The 26943-nt window shown below is 50.5% G+C and carries 19 protein-coding genes; 10 read left to right on the top strand and 9 right to left on the bottom strand.

Features of this window, described 5'->3' with window-relative positions; genetic code table 11:
• Positions 1-59: 59 nt before the first annotated feature.
• The 8 genes from F4X88_17870 (at position 60) to F4X88_17835 (ending at position 8382) form a co-directional block, all read left to right on the top strand.
• Positions 60-1508 carry a PQQ-binding-like beta-propeller repeat protein gene (locus tag F4X88_17870; GenBank protein ID MYA58155.1) on the top strand — a complete coding sequence of 483 codons (1449 nt, stop codon included), beginning with the start codon at positions 60-62 and terminating at the stop codon, positions 1506-1508.
• 21 nt (positions 1509-1529) lie between these two features.
• Positions 1530-2135, top strand: a complete 606-nt coding sequence (locus tag F4X88_17865; GenBank protein ID MYA58154.1) for a hypothetical protein — start codon at positions 1530-1532, stop codon at positions 2133-2135.
• Positions 2136-2207: 72 nt separating this feature from the next.
• Positions 2208-3281: an AMP-binding protein gene (locus F4X88_17860; protein MYA58153.1), complete on the top strand. Its 1074-nt coding sequence runs from the start codon at positions 2208-2210 to the stop codon at positions 3279-3281.
• A 114-nt stretch (positions 3282-3395) separates the two neighbouring features.
• Positions 3396-4091 carry a hypothetical protein gene (locus tag F4X88_17855; GenBank protein ID MYA58152.1) on the top strand — a complete coding sequence of 232 codons (696 nt, stop codon included), beginning with the start codon at positions 3396-3398 and terminating at the stop codon, positions 4089-4091.
• Positions 4092-4499: 408 nt separating this feature from the next.
• Complete coding sequence (locus tag F4X88_17850; protein MYA58151.1) at positions 4500-5963, top strand: aldehyde dehydrogenase family protein; 1464 nt, start codon at positions 4500-4502, stop codon at positions 5961-5963.
• A 128-nt stretch (positions 5964-6091) separates the two neighbouring features.
• The gene (locus F4X88_17845) at positions 6092-6661 is read left to right on the top strand and encodes a hypothetical protein (protein ID MYA58150.1); all 570 of its coding nucleotides are present in this window, start codon (positions 6092-6094) and stop codon (positions 6659-6661) included.
• Between the two features lie 233 nt (positions 6662-6894).
• Entirely contained in the window at positions 6895-7977 is a 1083-nt protein-coding gene (locus F4X88_17840) for a peptidase M19 (GenBank protein ID MYA58149.1), read from the top strand.
• A gap of 57 nt (positions 7978-8034) precedes the next feature.
• A complete protein-coding gene (locus F4X88_17835) occupies positions 8035-8382 on the top strand; it encodes an STAS domain-containing protein (protein MYA58148.1) in 348 nt (115 codons plus the stop codon).
• A 20-nt stretch (positions 8383-8402) separates the two neighbouring features.
• Here the strand turns inward: F4X88_17835 and F4X88_17830 are convergent, their stop codons facing one another.
• The 5 genes from F4X88_17830 to F4X88_17810 form a co-directional block, all read right to left on the bottom strand.
• The gene (locus tag F4X88_17830) at positions 8403-9746 is read right to left on the bottom strand and encodes a DUF4159 domain-containing protein (GenBank protein MYA58147.1); all 1344 of its coding nucleotides are present in this window, start codon (positions 9744-9746) and stop codon (positions 8403-8405) included.
• A gap of 149 nt (positions 9747-9895) precedes the next feature.
• A complete protein-coding gene (locus tag F4X88_17825) occupies positions 9896-10465 on the bottom strand; it encodes a DUF1854 domain-containing protein (protein MYA58146.1) in 570 nt (189 codons plus the stop codon).
• A 2-nt stretch (positions 10466-10467) separates the two neighbouring features.
• Complete coding sequence (locus F4X88_17820) at positions 10468-12231, bottom strand: ABC transporter ATP-binding protein (protein MYA58145.1); 1764 nt, start codon at positions 12229-12231, stop codon at positions 10468-10470.
• An 875-nt stretch (positions 12232-13106) separates the two neighbouring features.
• A complete protein-coding gene (locus F4X88_17815) occupies positions 13107-14225 on the bottom strand; it encodes a mandelate racemase/muconate lactonizing enzyme family protein (GenBank protein ID MYA58144.1) in 1119 nt (372 codons plus the stop codon).
• 140 nt (positions 14226-14365) lie between these two features.
• Positions 14366-16606: a carbohydrate binding family 9 domain-containing protein gene (locus tag F4X88_17810; GenBank protein ID MYA58143.1), complete on the bottom strand. Its 2241-nt coding sequence runs from the start codon at positions 16604-16606 to the stop codon at positions 14366-14368.
• A 334-nt stretch (positions 16607-16940) separates the two neighbouring features.
• Here F4X88_17810 and katG point away from each other — a divergent pair, with 334 nt between their 5' ends.
• Both katG and F4X88_17800 read left to right on the top strand, forming a co-directional pair.
• Positions 16941-19130, top strand: coding sequence for a catalase/peroxidase HPI (katG, locus tag F4X88_17805; GenBank protein ID MYA58142.1), 2190 nt, complete (start codon positions 16941-16943; stop codon positions 19128-19130).
• Between the two features lie 189 nt (positions 19131-19319).
• Complete coding sequence (locus tag F4X88_17800) at positions 19320-20627, top strand: MFS transporter (GenBank protein ID MYA58141.1); 1308 nt, start codon at positions 19320-19322, stop codon at positions 20625-20627.
• A 160-nt stretch (positions 20628-20787) separates the two neighbouring features.
• Here F4X88_17800 and F4X88_17795 read toward each other — a convergent pair whose 3' ends face one another.
• From F4X88_17795 to F4X88_17780, 4 genes are all read right to left on the bottom strand, one after another.
• Positions 20788-21663, bottom strand: a complete 876-nt coding sequence (locus tag F4X88_17795; GenBank protein MYA58140.1) for an energy transducer TonB — start codon at positions 21661-21663, stop codon at positions 20788-20790.
• 52 nt (positions 21664-21715) lie between these two features.
• Positions 21716-22234: a hypothetical protein gene (locus tag F4X88_17790; protein MYA58139.1), complete on the bottom strand. Its 519-nt coding sequence runs from the start codon at positions 22232-22234 to the stop codon at positions 21716-21718.
• Positions 22221-23591, bottom strand: coding sequence for a hypothetical protein (locus F4X88_17785; protein MYA58138.1), 1371 nt, complete (start codon positions 23589-23591; stop codon positions 22221-22223). Before F4X88_17785 ends, F4X88_17790 begins: the two co-directional genes overlap by 14 nt.
• A 255-nt stretch (positions 23592-23846) precedes the next feature.
• The gene (locus F4X88_17780; protein MYA58137.1) at positions 23847-26711 is read right to left on the bottom strand and encodes a TonB-dependent receptor; all 2865 of its coding nucleotides are present in this window, start codon (positions 26709-26711) and stop codon (positions 23847-23849) included.
• Positions 26712-26943: the final 232 nt, after the last annotated feature.

Genomic DNA, 26943 nt, shown 5'->3' with positions numbered 1-26943 from the left:
ACCTTTAACTGACCACTGAAAACTGACGACTGACAACTATTAAAGAAGGAGTCATTCAATTGAAACCTTTTTGGAAATATCGATGTATCTATATTGCAAATCTTGCACTGCTACTCATTTTCGCGGTATCCATGACTTCAGCGGAGAAAGAGATTGCCTTGTGGGGCGGCACATTAAGCCGGAACATGATATCCGATGAAGTCAATATCCCAAGTAATTGGGATCTGGAAACCGGCGAAAATATTAAATGGACAGCAGAACTCGGTTCCCAAAGTTACGCCGGACCGCTTGTCATCGGTGGAAAGGTCTTTGTCGGAACAAACAACAAAGCACTTTACAATCCCAAACTGACCGGCGACCGCGGGAATCTCATGGCGTTCAACGAATCCGATGGTAAATTTCTCTGGCAAGCCACCCATACCAAACTCACCTCAGGACGTGTTAACGACTGGCCCCTACAAGGCATCTGCTCCACGCCGTTTATTGAAGGCGACCGACTCTACTACATCTCTAACCGTTGTGAAGTCGTCTGTGTTGACACTGAAGCCTTCCTTGATGGCGAAAACGATGGTCCCTTTACTGAAGAAACAGAAACGAGCAAGATTGATGCCGACATCATCTGGGTCTACGACATGATGGATGAGTTGGATGTATTTCCGCATAACCTTGCTACCTGTTCACCGCTGGCTGTCGGAGACCTCCTCTTCTTGGAAACGAGCAACGGTGTTGATGAAGGACATATCCATATCCCTTCACCCGACGCTCCATCTTTCATCGCTCTGAATAAAAACACCGGCGAACTCGTGTGGGAAGATGCCTCACCCGGCGAAAATATACTACACGGGCAGTGGTCAAACCCTGCTTACGGCGTTATCAAGGGGGTTCCACAGGTTATCATCCCCGGCGGGGACGGTTGGGTCTACGCCTTTGAACCAGAAACGGGGGACATTATCTGGAAGTTTGACTGTAATCCGAAAGATTCCGTGTGGGAACTCGGCGGACGCGGCACTCGCAACAATATTATCTCAACCCCTGTCGTCTATGAAGACAAAATCTTTATCGCTGTCGGACAAGACCCAGAGCACGGCGAAGGCGTTGGGCATCTCTGGTGCATTGATGCTTCACAAACCGGTGATATTACCGAAACCGGGGGTATTTGGCACTTCGGCGATGAACAGTTTAATCGCACGATGTCCACTGTCGCTATCGCTGATGGGCTCCTTTACATTGCTGACCTCAGTGGGTTCCTTTACTGCTTAGATGTAAACACGGGAGACCTTTATTGGACGCATGACACGTTCGCCGCAATCTGGGGATCGCCTTATGTTGTGGACGGTAAGATTTACCTCGGCGATGAAGATGGCGATGTTGTCGTTCTGAAGACGGGAAAAACGAAGCAGGTGCTGTTTGAAACCAACATGGGCAGTGCAGTCTATACGACACCTGTCGCTGAAAACGGAGTGCTTTACATCGTAACGCGTAATATGCTGATTGCGATTTCAGAATAGATTTTTTAGAGGTAGTTCATAATGGCTTATAGCAACTTTACGCTACAAACCGTACGGGAAGCATTTGCCTTGGAAGAAATCGACACCGCAAATCTTTTTGCGGGTAGCGAACCGATGGCTCCGAGTGAACTGCTCACCGCGGTATTGGCCCGAAACATACCTTTAGCCACTGCTATCGGTACTGAAAAGGCGAAGTCGGAAATGATAGTTGCCGATGTATTGGTTGAACTTCGAGAACAGTTGGAACACCGTATCAGCCTTTTTTCAGGTATTGATTTCAATGTTGATGATGAGAGTGGCCTGATGGGTGTTTGTGATTTTATCATCAGTTTGTCACCCGTTCAATTTGGTTTAGAAGCACCAATCATCGTCCTCGTTGAAGCAAAGAACAATAATCTGGAAGTCGGTCTTGGACAGTGTGTTGCCGAGATGGTCGCCGCCCAACGTTTTAACGCCGAAGCCGAGAACAACATTCCATGTATCTATGGAGCGACTACTTCAGGCACAGAGTGGCGGTTCCTCAAATTGGAGGGGCAAAAACTCCATATTGATATGTCTGTCTACCAAATTGAGGGCTGTGACAGGGTCCTCGGCATCCTCGCAAGTATGGTGGCTCAAAAAGCCTAACCCCGAAATTTTAGAAGACCTCAAAAATGAAAGTGCCAAGTAAATGGTGCTTCGTAGAAAGCTGTTATACAAATGAAACTTTCCCGAAAAATTACTGAGAACCGAAAAGCACTCGATGCACACGTCCGAGAAATTATCAAATGGCACTTCAGTCCAAAGACCGGCTGCCCGTTCTGGCTGGCGTTCGCAAAAAACCTCGATTTTGACCCGCGTAAAGAAATTAGGGGTTATGCCGACCTCAAGTGCCTCGGGCATTTTGAAGATGAATGGCTCCGCGGGGGACCTGTGCGGCGTTGGGTCCCGAAGGCTTACGCCGATGAACCCATCTACGTCTTTGAAACCGGTGGCTCAACAGGTGTCCCCAAATCGAGAATCAGTATTCGTGATTTTCACATTGACTATGAGATATTCAGTGAATCGCTTTCTGATGAAGGGTTTCCGCCCGGTAGCGATTGGCTTATGTTGGGTCCCACAGGACCGCGCCGCTTACGACTTGCTGTTGAGCATCTCGCTCAGCATCGCGGCGGTATCTGTTTCCATGTAGACCTTGATCCACGTTGGGTGAATCAACTCGTCCGTTACGGAAAAAATGAGGAGTTGGACGCGTATAAAAACCATGTTATCTCGCAAGCACTCAATGTCCTGCGCGCCCATGAAAATGTTCAGTGCCTCTTCACCACCCCGAAATTGCTGGAAGCGTTGTGTGAAAAGATTTCCTTACCGAAGGCTGGTATCAAAGGTATCTTCTGCGGAGGCACCGAGATGGATGCGCAGTTCCACCGCTTTGCACGCGAGGAACTCGTGCCGGGCATTGATTTTATCCCAACCTACGGCAATACGCTTATGGGATTAGCCGCCTGTAAACCCTTCGATCCGTCAGATAACTATGCGATTATCTATTATCCACCGCACCCACGTGCTGTCATTGAACTCGTTAATCCAGAAAATCCAGAGGAGCTTGTTGATTACGGCGAAACCGGACGTGTCATGCTCACAACCCTAACGAAAGAATTTTTCATGCCCCGTTTTCTGGAACGCGACGAAGCCGAACGTGCCGAACCGATTCCAGAATACCCCTGGGACGGTGTTGAAAACCTCCGTCTACTCACGGAACTCCAAGAAAGCGTCGTCGTCGGGGTTTATTAATCATTCAAATGAGTTTCACGAGTCTTTTCCACATGGTGAACGAAAATCCGAATACTTTAGAGGGCTAAAGTTAGCTTTAACACAGGTGCATACCCACTAAAAAGGAGTTTGAACATGATAACGAAAATTGAAAAACTCTTCCGGTCACCTTACTCGGTACCGAACGGTTTACAGGTCACGGACGACGGTTTGTGGATCGTTGACCAAATTACCGATAGAGTCGCATTGGTCGAAGTTACATCGGATCCCGACTATATCGTGCCGAAACTCGTCCGCGACATTCCGAGCGAATCCTCCAATACAAGCGGTATGACGTATGGCGACGGGGCACTCTGGTTAGCCGCAAACGGATCTGGAGAACGCTGGCGTCCCGTCCGCGATACAGATGCCGAGACAGGTGAGGTCTTCAAAGTAGACCCGGCTACCGGCGAAACCCTTGAACGCTATCCGATCCCCAATGGCGGCGGCACACACGGCATCGAATATGACCACTACGATGAGGGACATCTCTGGGTCCAAACGCTCAAGGATCAGGTCACACATAAAGTCAGGATTTCGGACTGGTCTATCCAAAAGACGCTTCCGTTACCGCATGGACGTGGACACGGCATGGTTCGCGTTGAAGATGGGCTTTGGTCAACCCATACCTCTGATAGGGTCATCGTCAAACTCGATCTTGAAGACGGCACACCGCTTGATGTAATTGAGGTGCCTGAAGACTGCCCAGAACCGCATGGACTCTCCCTCTACGGGGATGATTTCCTCTATTGTGATGCCGCCTCTGGATGGGTCGCGAAGATTACATGGTAACGCGTCATGAGGTATCAGTTTTCAGTTACAAGAATTTTTCGGTAACAACTCACTATCCGCTGGAATATTTCAAGTAAGGGAAGATTGTTACAAAGCATCTCTTTAACTGATAGGACTTACGCATTTTCTCTTAAAGTCCCCCTGATAAGGGGCGGGGAAACCCACACGGGAGACCTCATACCCGGGGAAGTCCATACGGACTTCATACCGTTGATTCTGATTCTTTAGGGGGTTAAATCACGGAAATACACTGTTTTTTGCCCAATTTGCGTAAGTCTTGACTGATAACTGATAACAGTCAACAACTATTAGAATGATGGCAGCCTGCAACAACGGCGCAGGCGGTAGGTCCCCAAAAGTTGTTATTGAACCAATCGCTTGATTTAACGCCTTGCGAATAATTAAAAAATGCATATTCCGATTCTACGCGCCGGACGTTCCTACAGAAGTCTGAACACCATCCGCGTGCCACATATCAAAACCGGTGAACCCTTGGTCGAGGTGAGCCAAGCCAATCGTGGATTGATAGCGAAGGACCTCCTTGACATCGCCCTCCAAAAGGAGGTGCTTGGGCAACGTTCTGCCGCCGAATTAATCTCCACCTGCAAGAAAGCAGCGCGTCTCTTCGCAACAGAGACATTGCCGCTTGACGGAACCGTTCAATCACCGACAGACTACATCCAACAGGTCTCTGGGACAACCGGTATGCCTGAAGCACTCTGCGAACAGAATCTGTTCAAGATTCAAGGGGTTTTGGAGAACATAGATACGGTTTTAGATGGACTCACCCGCGGGCTTGATTTGGAAGTCCTTGACACAGGATGGGGAACCCAAAACGGACGCACCTTGAGTTACGTCTGTGAGACAGATTCGCTGGGTGCCGTGTTACCGAGCAATTCGCCCGGCGTTCATTCGTTGTGGGTGCCTGCGATTCCGTTGAAAGTCCCTCTCGTGCTGAAACCGGGACGCGAGGAACCCTGGACGCCGTATCGGATCGCACAAGCGTTTATCGCCGCAGGTGCTCCCGCAGAGGCGTTCAGTTTCTACCCGACCGATTACACCGGTGCCAACGAAATCCTCGTCCGATGCGGACGCTCTATGCTCTTTGGTGGCGGCGCAACCGTCGCACCCTGGGTGAACACACCGCGTGTCGAAATCCACGGTCCGGGACGTAGCAAGATCATCATCCACGAGGCGGGACAGAACAATTGGGAACAGTATCTCGATCTCATCGTGGAATCGGTTGCTAAAAACGGAGGCAGATCCTGCATTAACGCCTCTGGCGTGTGGGTAACCGCAAATGGACGGAAAATTGCCGAAGCGTTAGCAGCGCGTTTGGCACGCATCGAACCGAAACCATTGGACCACCCAGAGGCGGGAATCGCCGCGTGGGCAAATCCGAAGTCTGCACACGGTATTTCATCTCTGATTGACCAGCACCTCAAAGAACCCGGTGCGACAGAGTTGACAACGGGAGATCGCGTCGTGGAATTGGATGGCTGCACCTTCCTGAGACCGACTGTTATCTGGTGCGACGATGCGGAACATCCGTTAGCGAACATAGAATTCCCGTTCCCATTCGTGAGTATTGTGGAAGTGCCACCGACGCAGTTAGTCGAGGCTATGGGTGCAACGCTGGTTGCCACGGCGATTACAGAAGACACTTCGCTCGTACAAGATCTCATAGCGACACCGCTTGTTGACCGCCTCAATTTAGGGGCGATCCCGACGAATCAGATCTCTTGGGATAGTCCACATGAAGGGAATCTGTTTGAACACCTCTATCGGCAGCGGGCATTCCAACGCCTTAAATCCTCTGAATCTCCTTCTCAAGGGGAATTCAAGAGAGAGTACGTGAGTCCTGTCCCATAGGATTTGCCTGATACATGGCGTATTAGAGAATAATGCGTTTGTCGTAGGAAAATGAATTGCCCCATCGGTTACCTAATCTGTTTTTTATACAGACCCGCTACGAAACATCCGAGGAGAAGAAACGTTCTATGAATAGAATATGGAATGGAAACTGGCAAGCCCGGCAGTCAGAAGCGCGGAGCGGATCTATCGACGAACTTCGTCAGTTAATTCCTAATTTTTCGATTTGGAAGGAAGACAAGGGATACTTAAGATCCAACAAATACTTAGACCTCATAGTGCAGGATCCCTCAGACTCAGGTGAAGTTAGCCACGGGAATTTAGTTGATTCTGTGAAGAAAGCCCCTATACTAATTGCTGCTGTCAGTAATGGCTTCGGGCGCCAGAGCTACAGAGGACACCAACAGGGCTATAAACTTGTCCAACACCATGAAATGCTTGATAGTATATTGGGAACATTAAGGAATAAGCACGCCTGTGTTAGTGAGAATCCTGAGTTTCGTATTTTACAACCACTGAAGAATCCTGAATCTCTTGAGGCAAAGTTACGGATATCCGAATATGGAGCACGCATGTGGATTGAGTTTCCCGTGCCTAATTACGAGTTTTACCCGGACGATGGAGGACCTTATGTTTTGAAGATAACTTGCCTCAATTCAATGGTTACGAGATCTCTGGCGGCAGTATCCTATCCTTGATTATGGCAAGGGTTGGGATTAGTAGGATGAATACTCTAACTTACGAAGAACCCTAAAGGAAGCGTAGTAGATGTCTTGTGGGTAAGAACGGGCAATGAATTGCCCTACTACAAACAATCTATCTTTAACCTGAGAGAGACTTATGACTAACAACCCGAATGTCATTCTCATCTATGGCGACGACCTCGGACGCGGTATGCTGCGTTGCTATGGACAGCAAGGAATCATTAAAAATGCTTATTGTTGATGCCCATCTCGATTTATCAATGAATGCGTTGCAAGGCAACCGGGACTTGCTGAGTTCCACCTATACGATTCGTGCCCAAGAAGCAGGGATACCCGGTAAAGGACAAGGAACCGTGGCTTTTCCGGAGATGCGTCGAGGGCGAATTGCGCTGAGTTTTGTCACATTATTTGCGCGTTCAACGGGTAGACCCTCCCCGCACTCTGATTTTGCCTCGCCTACCCAATCCTACGGCATTGCCCAAGGGCAATTGGCTTACTATCATGCCTTAGAAAGAATGGGATACGTTCGCATCATCACGAACCGAGAACAATTAGACAGACACATCAACGCTTGGCAAGCGTGGGAGAGCACAGCGATAGGCAACGCAAGCGACTATGATAATGCACCGCCTTTAGGATTTGTAATTAGCATGGAAGGTGCCGACCCAATTCTTTATCCAACACAGTTAGAGGCTTGGGTTGATGGCGGATTACGACTGATTGGGCTGACACACTACGGTCCCGGACGCTACGCCGGTGGAACAGGCACAGAACTAGGGTTAACCGAACTGGGGCGTCCGTTGCTCGCTGAGATGGAACGCTTAGGCGTTATCCTTGATCTTACCCACTGTTCGGATCAGTCGTTCTGGCAGGCACTTGAACGCTACAACGGCTTGGTTCTCGCCAGTCATAACAACTGTCGGACACTGGTCCCCCATCAGCGTCAGTTCAGCGATGAACAGTTGCGTGCGATTTTTGAACGGGATGGGGTCATCGGTGCTGCTTTTGACGCGTGGATGCTCCATCCAGGCTGGGTTACGGGTGAAACTCCCCACGAGGCGGTTACTTTGAACACCGTCGTGGATCACATCGACTATATCTGTCAGTTAGCAGGCAACAGCCGTCATGCCGCGATCGGCACCGATTTAGATGGTGGCTATGGTCGTGAGCAATCTCCGAGCGATTTGGACACCATCGCTGACTTGCAAAACTTAACGGGCTTGTTAGAGGCGCGTGGCTATAGTGCCGATGACATTGCTGCCATCATGCACGGCAACTGGCTCCGATTCCTACATGACGCATGGGGTTAGAAAAACTCACACAGTCTGTTCTATTAAACTTTGGTATCGAAATGGTAGAGAGAACCTATGCAAATTAACATCCAAACCAAAAACTTCACATTTTTAGAGATTCAGGGAAAAGTCATCGGGCAAGATGCGATCGTGCTAAAAACGATGCTCGAAGAACATATCAAAACACTTGAAACGCAGGACGGAACGCCTACCCTAATTTTTAATATGGCGAAGGTCCAGTCGATGGATAGTGCAGGCTTAGGCGTGCTTATCACTACCAGCACCCAGATCCGTCAGAACGGCGGACGGACACTTCTCCTTAACGTCAATAGAGGTATCAAACGGATGATGATCCGGACAAATCTGACATCGCTCTTCGATTTCCCCAAGAACCTCGCGGAAGCGATAACCAGTGCCTTGTAATTTTTTCTATGCGGCAATACTTACTGCTGATACCCCGTCCTATCCGTATTCCCACCATATTTCAGGGCATAAATCAGTAGATTTGACATAAACCGATAAACATCCGTGGAACGGCGGAGGCGTAACATCGTGCGGCTCTCAATCTCTGCGGTTTCCATTGCACACAGGTAATCCTTGCGGTTATAAACCACTGCTAACCGGTCATCAATGACGATTGCTTTCTGATAACGGAACTGCGTGGGTTGCGCGTTGTTCTCGTTTCCCCAGAACACATCGCCACCTGTAGGCGGTTTCGACAGATGGTAATAGATACTATACAACTCGTGCTCGTGCGGAAGAATCTCAAGCGGATATTCAGGGAAAATTTGTTTGAGTTCATCAGCGACGATGTGTGCGAAAAGTCCATTGAAACCGCAGTCATCGAAAAACAGCATTCCTCCTTTTTCAACGATGTATTTCCGAAGTGCTGCGCGTTCTGTGGATGTGAAACCTGTCTGCAGCGGACCCTCTTTTGCAAGCCCCCGCCCAACGGTGATGTCTTTATCGTGTCCTGTCATGATGATGAGCGGAGCGTCCATGATTTGAGGATCAGTGATCCGTAGCGCACCGCCATCGAAGTCCATATCCGCCCGAATCGGGGTCTGTTCCTCCAGCCACTTGATGAGCGCAGGAATCGCCGTCGGATCCTGCCACCAATCCGAGAGCGAATGTTTGAGTCGAATCAACCGAATATGCCCGCGCATCTCGCTGCCGGTCCCTTCAAGGACACCCCCCAATTTCTCCTTCGGTATCTTCACAAGATTGCGAAATGCAGTATCGAACCCATCTCCCAAGCCACCTGTGGGTAAAGATCCATCCAGAAATTCTGAGAGTCCCGTTTTAGACGTGTTTGTGCCTCTACGCCGTGTCGAATAATTATCAGTTTTCAGGAGTCGGTTATCAACTAAAGAGGACTCTGGTTTAACCAGACCGCCTCTAAACTGACGACTGTTCGGCAGTGTAGGTGCTATCGAAAGTTCTGTCGGATTCAGTATATCGGTTTCGACATCCAACGGTGGCACGGGTTGCACGACATCCGTTTGGTTTCTCTGTAGGGGCGAGGTTACCTCGCCTCTACGCGATGCTTGGGGCGATATGCGGGTTTCCGTTGAGGTTTCACTTAAAAGCGGGGTGTGTGCTGAGACAGTCCGCCGGGTCGGACGGATTTCCACCGCTGTCCTTGCAGGATTGAGCGTAAAAAATGTCGCCTCAAACGCGTCTTTGTTCAGCTCCCTTTGTCCTGAAAACAGCAACGCTGCAATGATGACAAAGAGCAGATGCAACCCGATTGAGGCGATAGCGGCACGGAAACGTCTCTGTTTCATTTTTTTAATTTACCTTGCGGTTCGTTAAAATGAGTTTGAGCATTAACATGCTTCTCCGTAGAGTCGCCTCCATTTCATTACGGCTTACAATCTTTCGCTAAGAAGATAGAAGTTTCTCAGTTTTTTAGACTGTTTTGTCCATAGTATCCTTAGAGATGCCGTTGAATCTGCTGATAACTCTGCACATCTAACTTCCGGTAATCTGGAATATCATATCGGTTCCCGCGGACATCCGTCACAAAAAGTCGGGCAGGTGGCACCTGTTTGATGTTCTGATTCAACCCACGCACCGAGAACGTCACCCGCCCTCGCTCCGTTTCAACCTCCCATTCATGGATGCCGAATTGTTCCTTCACCCGATAAACCTTCTGAATTGTCGGCGTGAAATACCGTTTATCCAACTCTTCCTGCAGGATTTTTTGACTTTCTCGTGTCAGTTCCGATGGATTCACGAGGATCCCAATTTCGGTGTCCTCATCCACGGCAAGCGAGATGTAACTCTCGGGATTGCTGAGTGGCATCAACCGCCGCACCACTACCCGCAGATGGCAGGCGTCATTCCGAATTTCAAGTCGCGCCGTTCCCACTTCGGAGCGCGTGAAGGTCAGGTCGGCGGCATTGAAGTAGCGCGGCGTGAAGTCATCCGATTCAGGGGGAACCGGCTTCACTGTGGGTGCCGCAGCGAGCGTGGTTTGTTTTTCTATGTTTTGGTTCTGCATGTCTATCTCTCCACGGCTTGCGATGCTGCGCGAACATTAGCGGCTTCGCGTTGGGTTTCTACGAGTTTGTAATAGATACCTTTCTGTTCCATGAGTTCTTCGTGAGAACCGCACTCAACACCTTTCCCTTTTTCAATCACGAACAATCGGTCGGCATTTCGGAGCGTAGAAAGCCGGTGAGCAATCGCAAATGTCGTTCGGTTCTGAACAAGCCTGTCGATTGCCTGTTGGATTTTCTTCTCCGTCTCCACATCCACGGATGAGGTGGCTTCATCGAGAATCAGAATCCGCGGGTTGTGTAAAATCGCCCGTGCGATAGAGATGCGTTGTCGTTCGCCGCCCGATAGCCGTCCGCCGCGTTCACCGACTTCCGTATCGTAGCCGTCTGGGAACTTGACGATGAATTCGTGGGCGTTTGCCGCCTTCGCTGCCGTGATAATATCTTCCATGGTCGCATCGGGATGCGCGTAGGCGATATTCTCGGCGATAGTCCCACTGAACAGATACGGTTCCTGTAACACGACACCAATCTGGCGGCGCAAATCCTTGAGGTCAATCTGCTTGATGTCCTCACCATCGATCTCTAAACGTCCAGAGTCCGGCGTATAGAACCGACAAATCAAATTAATAAGCGTCGATTTCCCCGCCCCCGAATGTCCAACGAGTCCAATCATCTCTCCCGGTTTCACGTGTAGGCTGATGTCTCGAAGCACCGGTTTGTGCGAATCGTAACCGAACGTCATGTTGTGGAATTTGACTTCTCCAGTAATGTTCGGCATCGCTTTAAGGCTGCCATCGTCCAATTGTTCCGGTTGTGAGTCAATGACTTCAAAAAGTCGTTCTGCCGCCGTCATTGAGCGGGAAGCCCAGTTAATCAGCGGGCTGATATAGCGTAACGGTTCGTAGAACATCATCAGGTATGCGTGGAACGCCATCAAGGTCCCGAACGTCATTGTCCCACCGATAATGTTGAGACCCCCGACATACCAAACGATGAGAGACCCTAACTGGACGGCGAACATCAGGGGTGGATAATAGGTCGCCCAGATCATCTCAGCATGCGTTTCATAGTCTCGGGCATCTACGTTCGCATCGGCGAACCTGTTCACTTCGCTCCGTTGTTGTCCGAACGCACGGACGACCCGAATGCCGGATACTGAATCGTTGACGACATCGAACAATTTCGAGCGACGCCGCCAGGCGCGATGCCAAAGACTGCGCACTTTTTTCCAGAACCAACCCGCTCCAAAGACAATGATCGGAATCGGGATTAAGATGAAGCACGCCAGTTTCCAGTTCATCCAGAACAGCATCCCGCCAATCCCGAAGAAAAGCAACAGCTCTACCGCGAGAAACGAGAGACCCTCTAACATAAAGTCCTGAAGCCGTTCACTGTCCTCTGTGATATGCGAGATAACCGTCCCAGTTTTCCGTTTATCGAAGAATCGGATTGACAAGTTGTGCAAGTGCTGATAGACGTGTGCTCGAATATTCGCAGCGACGCGGAACGTCAGCCATGCCCCTAAACGTAACCGAAAAATTGTGAAAATTTCACGGATAATTTGTATGCCTAATAGGGTCCCTACAGCAATGGACAAAGCCAATGCCGCCGATGGAATGTCTCGGAAAATAGAGCCTAACCATGTGCTCGATGCTGCCGAGGCAGCGGTATCGACATCACTCGGCATCAGGATATCGTCAATCAGGATACGGGAGAAATACGGCGGTACTAAAGAGATGAGGGTGCCAGCAATCACGAAGACCATGAAAAGGATTGCCCTACCGCGATACGGGCGTATGTAGGACAAAATCCGTAACATAACCTTGTGTTTTTTGGTACAGGCTGGACACGGTGAGAACTCGTCTGGCAAGGGTAAACTGCAGGACTGACAGAATTTTTCCTCCGGCTTGTAGTCCCAAATCGGTGCCTCGTCCCGTTTACCGTCACGAAACTCAATTTCGTCACCGATAAATCGAGCAACAAATCCGAACTTCGCCGCGCAGCCATTGGAGTACCGAATCAGATCGACAGTGCCTTCTTCTGTTTCCAGGACCAGTATCCCAGCGTCTACGACGATCTCGGCACGGATGCCCAGGACACTCTTATATGGGATATAGTGAAGCACCTCACCCTCACCTGTTACGGTGAAGATCGCAGCGTCCGTTAAGACAAACCATTCTTCACCGTAGGTGCCTGTTGAACTCACATCGCTTTGGACAGCAAATCGGATCTGTTCTGGACGGATATCTAATTTTTTAAGTGTTTCTTCAGCTAAATTGGGTATCGGGTCAAGCGTACCCGTTGGTGTTTCTGAAATTTCCATTCCTTGTTTATGCCTCCGTCTTTACTTCCCAGGTGTCCGTTCGTCTGGATATTTCCAAGGAACTTTGCGATCAATAGATTTCCAACGTGTGGAATCGACGCGTTGGGTAACATATATTTTCTGACCACACCGACAGCGTATGTCGTGGACGTGTCCATTTGAGCAGGTTTTCTTCTCAACGAAGTTAACACTCTCTTGGTGGACGCGATAGCCGCGTCTGCATGAATAACAGACTAAGTACATCACAAATACCTCTATTCACTCTACTTAAGCCTTTTAACCCATTTCGACAGATACAATTCAGATTTTTAAACTATTTAAACCGTAATAGAATGTTTCTCCAAAACTTCATCGTTCAATTCGACACCGAGTCCCGGTTTCGTTGATGGAATGATGTATCCATCTTTCCACTGCAACGGCTCCTTCAGGATATCCGCGTGGAAGCCGTCCCATGTATGGATACCCTCTTGAATCAGGAAATTCGGGCTACAGACATCCAACTGAATATTCGCAGCACCCCCGATCGGACCCCCATACAGATGCGGTGCGATTTGGGCATAATGTGCCTCACCCATCGATGCGATCTTTTTCGCCTCAAGGATACCCCCTGTGATCGTCAAATCCATCTGCAGAATAGATGCCGCCTGTTGTTCCAACAGGTCCACGAACTCGTATTTTGTCAACAATCGTTCTCCAGTGGCAATCGGGATACTCGTTGATTGGGCGACGCGTGCCATCTCCTTGATATTCTCTGGGGGTAGCGGTTCCTCGAACCAGAGTGGATCGTAAGGCTCGACGCGTTTCGCGAAACGGATTGCACTGTTTGTATTGAACTGTCCATGCGTGCCAATCAGAATGTCACACCTATCCCCGACGGCATCGCGAATTCCTCGGATGACACTCTCTGCGTAATCGAGAGTTTCCAACCGATCCGCGGTGCTTGGATCAACCGGATCGAACTTGACAGCCGTAAACCCTTTTTCGACGTAAGCGAGCGCGAGGTCCCCCGTTTTTTCTGGGGAGTCGCCGCGGCGCCATTGCAATAGATAGGAGTAGGCACGCAGTTTCTCGTGGAACATACCGCCTAACAGATTGTAAATCGGTTGGTTCAGTGCTTTTCCGACGATATCCCAACACGCCATCTCAATCGCACTCATCGCTGGACTCGTCAACGGTCCTGAATGCCGGACACACGGTCCCTCATAAAGGGTCGACCAGATCCTTTCAATCCGAAACGGATCTACGCCCATCAGGTAGCGTTCTCCCCAGTCTTTGATGAGTTCGATGACGACATGGTTCAATTGCGTGTGATACGTGCATTCACCTATGCCTTCAATCCCTTCGTCTGTCACCAATTTGACGAAAATCCAACGCCTTCCACCCCAATGCGGTGGCGGTACATCAACGAGATACGTTTTCACATCAACAATCTTCATCTTTTAATTATTCCTTGCGGTTCGGTCAGAGAGGTTGGATAAATAACGTTCCTTTCCGTAGATCCGCCCTCCGCTACGCTTACGGGCTGCGCGCTTGGGTTTAACAAAAGCCTCTTAACTTATAACTATTCTTCTGACAACTACGGATTCCACCAATAGGTGACTTTGCCAACCACAGTGGTATCCAGCAATCCCGATGTGATACTGTCTGTTCCATACGTCTGGTTGAAAACAAAATAGAAATCACTACCGGGACGATAGATGTAATTGACTAAGAAATTCGTGGTAACCAAATTCCGGTCACTGTTCCATTGGGCGTAAAATTTAGTAAAGAGGTCTGTGGAAAAGGAATAGATAACACGCCCACCGAAGACGTTTGTATCAAAGGAGGTCTTTTCATCGGGAGCATCTTGGTGTGGGAGTGTGACGCGGTTGAATTCATATCTCGGTTCCACACTGAAGCGCCCACCGAACCGAAGGTCGAGACGGAGGTCAAATCCGCGTCGGGTGCCGTTGTAGAAATCTCCGACATTGAACCCAAAGCGTCCGTTAAAGACCTTGCCTTCAGCATTGAGCATGAGGTTGTAGTTATTGTAACTGTATTTGCCACGCGGGATGATAATGCCTTCTCGAATTTCAAAATCCTCCACGAGGTTCTCGAAATTCCGGTAGATTCGGAGACCGCCCCAACCGTTCGTTTCCAGTTCAAGCCACGTGCTCCAGATAAAGGTTCGCGTTTCTAATTCGTTGTCTGAGTTGAGGATGAGGTCAATCTCCGGTCCAGTCCACAACCGACGGAACCCGTTCCAATGGAGATAAGGCGTGGCACGCATTTCGCCCCGCAACCATCGGCTACCCGTGCGATACACATAGCCGACTTCAGGGTTGAAATCATCACCGATGTCCGTGTAGGAGGCGTTCACGCGTCCGACTTCGCTCTGCCAATTGCCGCCGAAGTAAAGCGCGTTTGTGTTTTCGCTCGGCAAAGCGCCGTTTCCTGGATGGGCTTGCCTGCTGATTTCGCGCGATTCAAACGTGCGTGCCCAGAGACCTCGGAAATTCATCTCGCCCGTCGGACGATAGATGAAATCAACGCCGGTCGCGCTGTTGTGTTTGTCGAGATCTTGCTTATTAATTCCGATCACACCGAGGCTCGACCCTGTGAACAGATCGCGCTTGATGCGCAAAACAGAGTAGTTCGTCCTGTTAACATCGACCGCGTCCAAATGTTCCGTGGCAGCTGCTGCATGTTTATCTGTGAGAACGTTCAGCAGTCCTACACCGAAGCCGCCCACTTTACCGGTAATCTTTCCACCCGCCATGATTGGGATAGCGTGTCCTTCCTCAATGCCGATACGGCGACTGTAGAAAAGGAGGAGCGGTGGTGGGGCATTGAAACTCGTCCGTGGGATACCGAAATCGAATAAACCCGCACCTTCCAAGAAGAATTGACGTTTCTCCGGGAAAAAGAGGCTAAACCGTGTTAAGTTTGCTTGCTCCTGGTCGGCCTCGACCTGTGCGAAATCTGTATTGACCGTGAGATCAGCGGTTAGATTTGAGGTGACGCTCACCTTCATGTCGCCCCCGAAATCGAGCACGCCGACGGTTCCATCATCCTCTGTCTGGGCGACCCCAGGCAGGAGATACGGCAGAAATTCTATATTCCGACGTTGTGAGATCCCGGATAAACCGGTAAGCGTTCCAAGGTGTGTTGTCCGATAGCGTGCCAGATACGTATAGGCTGCCGGCACGGGGGACCATGTGCCTTCCTCCTGATTTTTTCGGATGGTGCGTCCGAGGTTCAAACCCCAGGTCAGGGTATCTTCCTTTTTAAATCGGAGTTGACTGAACGGGATGGCGATTTCTGTCGTCCAATTGTCACCGTTGATTTTTGCGCGAGAGTCCCAGACGGCATTCCAGTTCTCGTTTCGGCTGTCGCCGCTGTCCATGAGTGCGACATCTTCGCGCGCACCGAGTGGATTCACGCGAAAGAAGAACCCACTCCGCCGGTCGTTATAGGTATCCAACAACACGAAGACGTTGTCCTGATCATACAACATCCCATCCCGTCTCATCTTATTCGCAATAATCTTCGCGCGATCGGGTTCGCTGCAGATGAAACCGAAATAGATGTGTCTGTCATCGTAAAGAATGCGGACCTCTGTGGATTCGGTCAGCGGTTCGCCTGCATCGGGTTCAAACTGAATAAATTGACGGATAGGTGTTGCTTTCTGCCAATCGGGCTCTGAAAGTTCCCCGTCGATCTCGATGCTTTCGTAAGTACGGGATGCCTCCGCCCGCAGGTCGTCAGTTTCGGCATGCACCCCAGCACTGAGGCAAAGGAGCAGTAGAATTGATAGCCATCTACATAGATAATCCATGGTATCCAAAATGGGAGACGTATCCTCCGTTATTATCTTAGACTTTATTCTATTATACCACATTTTTTGAAAATCTGCATGTCTAATCAATACTATAGTTTGGACAATTTAACGAGAAATCTGTTCGTAGTCGCGCAATGGCGTAAGTCGCGTGTGGACTTGCGGGACAATGCGCCTCTTAGATTTGCCTTCCTCTGAGTTTCAAAATCTCTTAAATGCGAATGTGTCTTTCAGGTTCGGTATTACTTAAACTTGTCATTCTTGGTAATGTTGATGTATAATATATTAACCCAAGTTGCTTAGGGAAATATATCAAAAAGTAATCGGAGGAAATATGAGCAACGAAAGTAAGTGCCCAGTGATGCACAACTCTCACACACGGGGCACAATAGCGAACCAACAGTGGTGGCCGAATCAGTTGAACCTGAAGATGCTCCACCAGAACCCTCCCGCATCCAATCCTATAGGGGAGGATTTCAACTACGCCGAGGCGTTCAAAACACTCGACTTAGAGGCTCTGAAGCAAGATATTTATAAGGTGATGACGACATCGCAGGACTGGTGGCCCGCCGACTACGGTCACTATGGACCGCTTTTCATTCGGATGGCGTGGCACAGTGCAGGCACATACCGCATCGGCGACGGGCGCGGTGGCGGTGCCTCTGGCACGCTCCGCTTTGCCCCCCTCAATAGTTGGCCCGACAACGCCAGCCTCGACAAATCCGTCCGGCTGCTCTGGCCCGTCAAGCAGAAATACGGCAAAAAACTCTCGTGGGGGGATCTGATAATCTTCGCAGGGAACTGCGCCCTGGAGTCGATGGGACTCAAGACCTTCGGATTCGCTGGCGGACGAGAGGACGTCTGGGAACCCGAAGAGGACATCTATTGGGGATCAGAGACCACATGGCTCGGAGACGAGCGTTACACCGGCGACAGAGAATTGGAGAACCCTCTTGGTGCCGTTCAGATGGGTTTAATCTATGTGAATCCACAGGGACCCAACGGTAACCCGGATCCCGTCGCTGCAGCCAGAGACATTCGAGAGACGTTCCGTCGCATGGCAATGAACGACGAGGAGACGGTCGCACTCATCGCTGGCGGACACACGTTCGGCAAAACGCATGGTGCTGCGGATGCAGATGAATACGTGGGACCCGAACCCGAGGGTGCCTCTATTGAGGAACAGGGGCTCGGATGGAAAAACAGTTTTGGTAGCGGTAAGGGTGTCCACACGATCACCAGTGGCTTAGAGGGTGCCTGGACGGCCGCTCCGATCCAGTGGGACAATGGCTTCTTTGAGAATCTATTCAATTACGACTGGGAACTGGTGAAAGGTCCGGGGGGTGCGTGGCAGTGGACGCCCAAAGATGAATCCGCACAAGGCACGGTGCCGGACGCTCACGATCCCTCAAAGAAACACGCGCCCATGATGCTCACGACCGACCTGTCTCTGAAGGCGGATCCAGTCTATGCGCAGATTTCCAAACGCTTCTACGAGAACCCGGCGGAATTCGCAGACGCTTTTGCTAAGGCGTGGTACAAGTTGACCCATCGCGACATGGGACCCCGCACACGGTATCTCGGTTCTTTAGTTCCAGAGGAACCGCAGTTGTGGCAAGACCCCGTCCCTGATGTCGATCATGAATTGATTGACGGGCAGGACATCGCTGCCCTCAAAGGCAAGATCTTGGAATCAGGACGCTCCATTTCCCAGTTGGTCTCAACGGCTTGGGCGTCTGCGGCAACATTCCGCGGCACTGACAAGCGTGGTGGAGCCAACGGGGCACGTATCCGCCTCGCACCGCAGAAGGATTGGGAAGTCAACAAACCGTCCGAATTGGAGCAGGTCCTTCAGACGCTGGAGGCGATTCAAAACGAATTTAACGGATCCCAGTCCGACGGGAAGAAAGTCTCACTCGCTGACCTGATCGTTCTCGCTGGGTGTGCAGCCGTCGAGGCTGCTGCGCAGAAGGCTGGCATCGAGGTAGAGGTTCCCTTCTCTCCGGGACGCACAGACGCCTTGCAGGAGCAAACCGATGTGGAATCGTTTGCTGTGCTGGAACCGACCGCCGACGGATTCCGCAACTACCTTGCAAACGGACACGAGGGAACCGCCGAACAGTTACTCGTCGATCGGGCACAGATGCTGACGCTCACCGCACCTGAGATGACGGTTCTCATCGGCGGCTTGCGCGTCTTGGATACAAACGTTTGTGAGTCGGGTTTCGGTATCTTTACCAAGCGACCCGAGACGTTGACGACTGATTTCTTCGTCAATCTGCTTGACATGAACACCGAGTGGGCGGCTTCCTCTACATCTGAGAATGTGTTTGAGGGACGTGATCGCTCGACAAGTGAGGTCAAATGGATGGGGACCCGCGTTGATCTCGTATTCGGCTCAAGCTCCCAACTCCGAGCCGTTGCGGAAGTCTACGCGTGTGAGGATTCTCAAGAAGCATTTGTCCGGGATTTCGTGGCTGCGTGGAACAAGGTCATGAATCTCGATCGTTTCGACCTTGCCTAACCTCAACAAGGTATGACAGTGGGTGCGTAGAACTTTCACGCGCCCACTGTTCTCAATTCACTTCTTCTGTCCTTCCTATTCCTACCGATAGTCAATAATAATCAACGCCTGTTCCCTTCTTCTTGTAGGAGCGATCTCCGAATCGCGACGCTCCCTTGACTTTTCCGTCAGATATGTTATCATCTCCTTATGAAAAACGATAAGAAGACAATCTTCGGGTGGTGCATGTATGACTGCGCGAATTCAGCCTATATCACCACTGTGATCGCCGCCATATTGCCGAATTACTTTGCGAAAGCCATTGTAGGCGAAGCAGGTGTGGACATCCTCGGTATGAATATAAGTGCTACAGCCTTGTGGGGCTATATGTTGGGAACCGCGGCGTTCTGCGTGTTCCTCTTCGCACCCGTGCTTGGAGCGATTGCCGATTTCTCTGGTGCAAAAAAACGGTTTCTTATGGGCTTCGCGTATATGGGGAGTCTCTTCGCAACGATGCTCTATTTTTGCGGGTCGGGTGATGTCGGATTGACGATTACGCTATTTCTCGGTTCTCAAATTTGCTTTGTCGGCGGTAATGTTTTCTACGATGCGTTCTTACCACAGATTGCCTCCGAAGACAAACTGGATGCCGTTTCTGCCAGAGGATATGCGTTCGGATATGTCGGCGGTTCGCTGCAATTTACTATTGCCCTCGCTCTCGTCGCCACGCAAAAGACACCGGAAAGCCAAGCGATGGCGGCACGCATCGGGATGGCGATGACGGGTCTCTGGTGGGCAGGTTGGACCCTGTTGACGCTGAAATACCTAAAAGAGGAAAAAACGCCGTATCAACTTCCAGAAGCCTATCGCAATACACCGAAACCTATCGCCTATCTCACCCTCGGCATCCGTCGGACGCTTTCAACCGCGAAGCGGGTCGGACGCTTTAAACACCTCACGCTTTTCCTTGTCGCCTATATGATATACAACGACGGAATCCACACCGTTACCAGTATGGCGACAATTTACGGCACTGAAGAATTGGGGCTTTCGACGACGGCACTCATGGTGACGCTCTTGCTGGTGCAAGTCGTTGCGATAGGGGGCGCGTTGATCTTCAGTCGGCTCGCAAGTCGTATCGGTGCCAAACGCTCGGTGATGTTCGCCTTAGTCTTATGGAGTGGGGTTGTTACGTATGGGTATTTCATTCACACCGCAACGGAGTTCTTTGTTTTGGGCATAGTTGTGGGGCTTGTGCTCGGTGGGACACAGGCGTTGAGCCGTTCCTTCTATGGCGCGATGATTCCAGAGCAGGCGAGTGCGGAGTTTTACGGATTCTATTCTGTCTTCAGCAAGTTTTCATCAATTTGGGGACCCGTAACGTTTGGCGTTATCGAACAGATCACCGGCAGTGCGCGCCTCGCCATCATTTCATTGATGATTTTCTTTATTACGGGATTGATTCTTTTGGGATTCGTCGATGAAACAAAGGCAAAAGCGGATAAACTCGCGTTTTAGGGGTTCCTCTGTTTTAGATTTTAGGGTAAGTCTGTAGGCGTGCGATGTATCTATCGCACTGCCTTGCGGCGAGGGAACGGTCAATGAATGGCCTCCCTACTACGAACAAAAAAAAGGGACGACCCGAAAGTCGTCCTTTTTTTTGTCAGATGTCTGTCGGTTAATTCGATAACTCGAAGATAATCGGGAGTTCGAGTCGCAAACTATTCCCCTCTTGTCCTTCCGGGAAAGGCGGATAAGGCACGGCGTTTTGGACAGCCGCGATCGCTGCGTTATCCAGTGTTGTTGAGCCGGAAGAATCGGTGACGGCTGGATTCCGAATCGTGCCGTCTTTGAAAAGCGTGAACCGAACGGTTGTGCTGGCACCCTCGTCTAAATTTCGGACACGCGGTGGGAAGCGTTGCACCTGTTTGATTCGGTCCCGAACCGCCTTTAGGAACTCGTTAAAAGACTGTTTCGCATCTCCTAAGTTGACAGAGGCGAGTTCCAGATTGCCGGGGTCGCTAAACTCCGTTTGTGCGAGGCTTGTTCCCATATCTATTCTGGTGACGAGACTTGTGGACTCAAACTTCGGCACTTCAAATTTCGGCATCGTTGTAACGATACTTGCCTGTTGTCGAGTTGCTCTGAACAGATTTTTGCCGATCCCTGTCGTGCTGGGTGCCATGACCGGGCGTGTCGAAACATCGCTCGCCGGCAGTGTGAAACGTGCGTTGCCCATCGGGATTTTAGCACTCGTCGTGACAGCCTGTCCTTTGGGTGCCCGGACCTTAGAAAACTTCGGTTTTTGGGGTTTTCGTGCTACGCGGGGTGGAGTCCGGCGTTTCGGTTGCGGCTTCTCGGCTTCCAGAACGACACTCTCTACCTTATCCTTGTGCATCTCCAACACGGTTTTCTGAATAAAGTAGATACCCCCAGCGATAATCCCGATGACGTGCAGTCCGATGGCGAAACTCCATGCGATCCGGATCGCTTTCTTTTTCCGTTGTTGGGCGGCTTCTCGGTTCTGCCGCTGAACATCGGTAATCGTCCTCATATTTTTCTTCTCCCGTTCCTTTCAGCACCCTATAGGCGTGCTATATCCGTAATTAGTCTTCGTAGCTCAGTAACTTATATCTATCGTTTTTAACAACGACCGAGCCGAGAATCTGCAATTCCCGTTTTTCACCAGCGACGTTCTGTAACGTCAAAACGGTTCCACGCAAAAGTTGGAACCCTTGATAAGTCTCTTTGGGTCGATCGAAGCGGATGGCAACGAACTTCAGATTTACCGCTCCGAAGTGAGCGATCCACTTTTTCATACCGATATTACATTTTTTATTAAGATTAGACCAAGCGAAATCGCCCGGAAAATTGTTCGGCGGACGGCTTGCGGGGAATGCGGGCCAAATCCAATCGAGGTATTCCTCACGTTGCACACGGAGTCTGTTTAGCTGCTCAATATCTTCGCGGTTCAGTGCGTCAACGACTGCCAGACCGAGTTGGTCTGGCGAGTCGAGACTATTTTCCCAAACCCGCTTCTCACATCCGACGAGACTGCTGTGAGCGAACAGAACAGTTAGGAGGCTGTAAGCTGCGTGAGCGGTGAGCTCGCTAATTCTGTGCACTCGTTGTCCATCCTACGGTCCAATTGTTGCTTGGGCTCACGCCACCGATGAAGTCAACCTGTTCAAAGAACCCATCAGCAGGCGGGCTCGCAGGCGTTACCGCGTTTGCGCCCGCGCCGGGTGTGAAGTTCGGTGCGGACTTGTTGAAGGGTGCTGCCAAACCGGGATCAACTTCTTTATTTCCGTTGGAAGCGGCGAAACCGGCTTCATCGAATCCATCGTCGTCTTTCTCATCGCCGAAGTTGCCTTTTCCATTTTCAAAGAAGATACTGTTTTTTACAACCAGTTTACCGTTATCTGCTTGGGCGTGGGTCGCTTCGTTGTTGATATCGAGTCCAACTTTGTTAAAGCCGGTAACGATGAAGTTTGCGAATGTGCCAGCAGCGCCTTCACGAATCAGCATACCGTTATCGCTTTCGGGACCCGCGGGATCCCCCACGAGCGTCGCGTTGTAGATCGTCGCGGCGGAACGGGGTTGTGCCTCATTGTCTTTACTGCTGTTGTCAACTTCAAAGCCGTTATCAGCGTCGTCGCCATACTGTTGCACGACAAGGAACTGCGCTTTACCTGTCCAGCCGTCTGTCCAGTCGAAGGAGTCGTCGCGTGCACCTGTAACCATGACATACTTGAGGTTGACAGTGCCACCGAACATCTCGACGCCATCATCTTGGTTCATGTGGACTTGGACGTGATCCACGACAGTGCCAGCGCCAACACCTTGGAAGGCGATACCGTTCAATTCGTTATCAGGACTGAATTCTATACCTGCATACTCGATGCGGACATAGCGGAGGACACCGCTGCTGTCACTCGGATTGTTGCCACCAAAGGCACCTGTGTCACCTTCACCAAAGGTTACACCTTGGTTTGTGGGCGCGCTACCGTTGATGATCAAGCCACCCCACTGACCCCGTGCCCGGGAACCTTCAAAGGCATCACTCGACATAACGATAGGGGCAGATGCCGTGCCTTCTGCCACGATCTTGGAACCTTGGGCAACGATGAGCGTGCCATTGGTTGCCTGTTCGCCGTAAATTTGGACGCCTGCCTCAATCGTTAGCGTTGCACCGCCTTCGACAAACACTGCACCGCGGAGGAGATAATCGTAAGCCGAAGTGAGTGTTTTATCGGCGTTCAATTTGCCTTCAAGAACGACCACTTGGCTGCCCCCAACATCGATAATGGTTTCTTCAGCGACTTCTGCGTCTTCCGCGTGGTCGTGTTCTTCTTCGTCGCTACCACAACCGACATAAGCGAGTGCTAATCCAACCGTGAAAATGGCCATTAGCAGGAACAGATAGTTTTGATATAAACCCCTTCTTCCTGTGGATACAGGGGCTGACCCAATATTTAACATTAGCTAACTCAGCTCCTTTTTTGTTTTGTTTCTTATGTCCAACCGATCCTACGGATAGACACTGATGGTCGCGACGCGGCGGCACACATCGCCGCTATTTTTTTTAGCCGCTGTTGTCAATTTGCTTACCCTTAAAAAATACCGATGGATTGTTGCAAAAAAATGACAATCCTATGCGTTTTTTGCATTTTGAAATGGCTATCGGTTAAAGGATTTTCGTCTAACGCAAGTCTCTTGTTACCGACAACTATTCTGCTATAAGTTGTAGCTGATCCCAAACGAGAACGCTCTACCGAGTTTATACTCAAGATAGGTTGCGTCTCCTATTTTGTAATGGACGTAAGGATCAAGTAGGTTTTTCGCTGAAATGCTGAATTTGAAATAGTTCGCAACCGTCCGACTAAAACTCACATCCAATTGCCCACGGGGTTGCTCATACACATCTGGCACTCCGTGGTTCCCCACCTCAGAGAGCCTGCGTCCGAAGATGTTATACGCGATTGCACTGGAAATTCCCCAGTTGGGATCTTCAAAACCGACGGAGACGTTGACGATGTATGGACACTGTCCCTGTAGCGGACGTTCGGAAGAGGTCTGAATCCCGACATCCTCCGGCAGAACCACTTGCGAGGAAATCAGTGCGGCGTTTGTGTTAATCGAGAATTTACGCAACGCCTCCGTGAGAACGCCTAAGTTCTGACGAGCTTCTAACTCCAAGCCGTAGTTGTTGGCGCCTTCAGCGTTTTCGTAGGTAATCCGAACCTCTGCCTGTGGTTGAACGATCTGCTCAATCGGTTTTTGGAACCGCTTATAGAACGCGCTGACCGCCAAAATGCCCCCGATCTGTGGAAAAGTTTCCCAACGGAAATCGAAGTTGTTGATCTGGGTCCGCTCCAAATCTGGATTCCCAAGAATCGTTCTGCCGCCGACAAAATCCGTGAACTCAAAGGGGGCGAGTTCTCGGAAATCCGGACGTGTAATTGTTCGAGAAGCGGCGAGACGTAGATTCATCCGCTCTGTGAGGCGATACGTTACGTTCAGACCCGGCAACCAATCAAGTGTTTCCAAATTCGCTTCAATCTCCTTTCGGGAGGCAGCGAACGGGTCGTAGGTTGTAACCGTTTGATCCGAAGACTCCAATCTGACCCCCGTCATGACCTGCCATTTTGTGGTAATCGGTAGATCAAGCATCAGATAACTTGCGTAGATGTTTTGGTCTGCGAGGTAGTTATCCGTGGCGCGTGTGGACTCTCGCAATTCAAAAACGCGAGGGGCTATGTTTTGGATTTGGAAAAGGGTTTCGGGCGGCTCGGATAGATTGACGATCGCATCTACTTGGTCAGCAGGTAGGAATCTAAATCTACGCACATCAAACGTCCGGGACCTGTCTCGTAAGAGTCCCCCGAATTTGAAGAGACCCTCAGCACCCAGCGGGATTTTCCAGTCAACACGTGCGTTGTATTCATCGTCCTCAAGATCAAAGAAGAACCTGCTACCACTATGTGTGACGTCTCGGAAAGTGAACGTTCCATCGCCTCTGTCTTCATAAATGTTCTCACGTGTGTCGGGTTCATCGCGGGAGGCGCGCGAATAGGTAAGTCTCCACTCCATAGAGACATCGGGCGGTTTTGGATCTTCGTCTGTTGCTTGTAATGCGGGTTCTCCAAAGTTAAAGTCATGCATGCCTGCGACTTGTCCGGAGAAGAGTTGGCGTTCAACGTAGCGGAGCCGTGTGCTGCGCATATCGGTATTTCTGTCGGCGTTGAATCCTTCCCAGGTCCGCGTCTCATCTTCAGCGGTATGCGTGAAAAGCGTTTTGATGCTGAGTAGATGTTCTGGAGAGAAACGAAGGCTCGTATTTAGGACGCTCCCCCAATCCACTTCTTTTCCACTGCGTTCAACGTCATACGAGGTTACAGGCGAAAGCGTCTCGTTCAAACCGAGCCGGAAGGCATTACGGACTTGCGTGCCGTAACTGTGGCTGTTGCCGTAAGAGATGACCCCTAAGTAGCCGAACTCTTTGTTTCCAAAAATCTTGTTACTATTCCCGAGGCTGAATTTGTAGCCTTGATTGACGGGAACCTGTCGGCGTTCGGGCGACCAGACGTTGGCGAACGATTGTCCGAACTCCTGAATTTCTGCGGGCGTAAATCCTAAAGGTGTAAAACGTCCACGTTCTCGAATCGGTAGATCGGCTGCCTGATCTCGGACGATGTTCGGTAGCGCGCGCGAGCCGTCGTCGAATCCTAAAAAGTCCAGGCTGCCGCCCGGATACGTCAAGCCGTCTTCACCTGTCGCTTGTGTGTTGAAACTGCTTGACATTGACAGCGACATCGTCAATTCTTCTGGAAAGTCTTTGGTAAACACTTGAACGGAACCCCCAGCGAACCCGCCGGGTTGATCGGGCGAGAAGGTCTTGACTGTCTGGAGACTGGCGAGGAGGCTTGCCGGAAAGATATCCATCGGCACAACTCGGCGGTTCGGCTCTGGACTCGGAATCTCAACGTTATTCAGGAGTGTGTTACTGTAGCGTTCTCCGAGCCCGCGGACGAACACGTAACGTCCCCCGACAATGCTGACACCTGTCACCCGTTTAATAGCCTCACCCGCAGATGAAGCCGGGAGCCGGCTAATCTCTTCTGTACTGATACTATCTTCAATGCGTGAGCTGCGCATCCGTTTCTCGAGGAGCCCGCGTTCACTGGATTGGCTCAATCGCACCGGTAGCTTGATCGCATCGAGTTTTACGACTTGTGGGGTCAGTTTAATGTGAAGGGGCGCGGGTGCCGCTCCTGTGCTCACCTGAAAATCGGTAATGACAAAAGTGTTATAAAACGGCGCGCTTGCATGAATTTTATAAGTGCCACTCGGCAACCCCAGCGAAAATGCCCCTGTTTCATCCGTTTTGACCCGAATCTGTGTGTCCGTGACCCGAATTGATACTTCTGCTATCGGTGTTTCGGTATCATTATCTATGACGGTCCCTGTTATCTTGACGACCGGTTGCGTTTCGTGGTTGTCAGCACTGACTTCTCCAAATACAAGTCCGATGCTCAGCACTAAAAGCAACAGGTTCCCGATGCGGAACCGTTCTGTGAAGGGTGGAACTTGCAAGCCCATATTAAGAAATCCTCTCCTTTTGTTCTATTATCCTTAAAACCCTCGCTTCGTTTTTTAAGTCGGCGGCAGCCCCTGCGCGCATGGACGGGGTCGGTAGCCCTCCTCACTCTAATTTTTTAAATAGAATGCGCGAAGGGTATTCCGTCACTATTTGTGTTCTCAACGCTATTCTAATGGTACTAAAGTTTGGACAATATTATGATATTCAAGCTGCCTTGTCGAAAGGCAGCGT

Source organism: Candidatus Poribacteria bacterium (assembly GCA_009839745.1).
Classification (GTDB): Bacteria; Poribacteria; WGA-4E; order WGA-4E; family WGA-3G; genus WGA-3G.
Note: the sequence above shows the minus strand (reverse complement) of the source record. Positions and strands in the feature narration are given on the sequence as shown.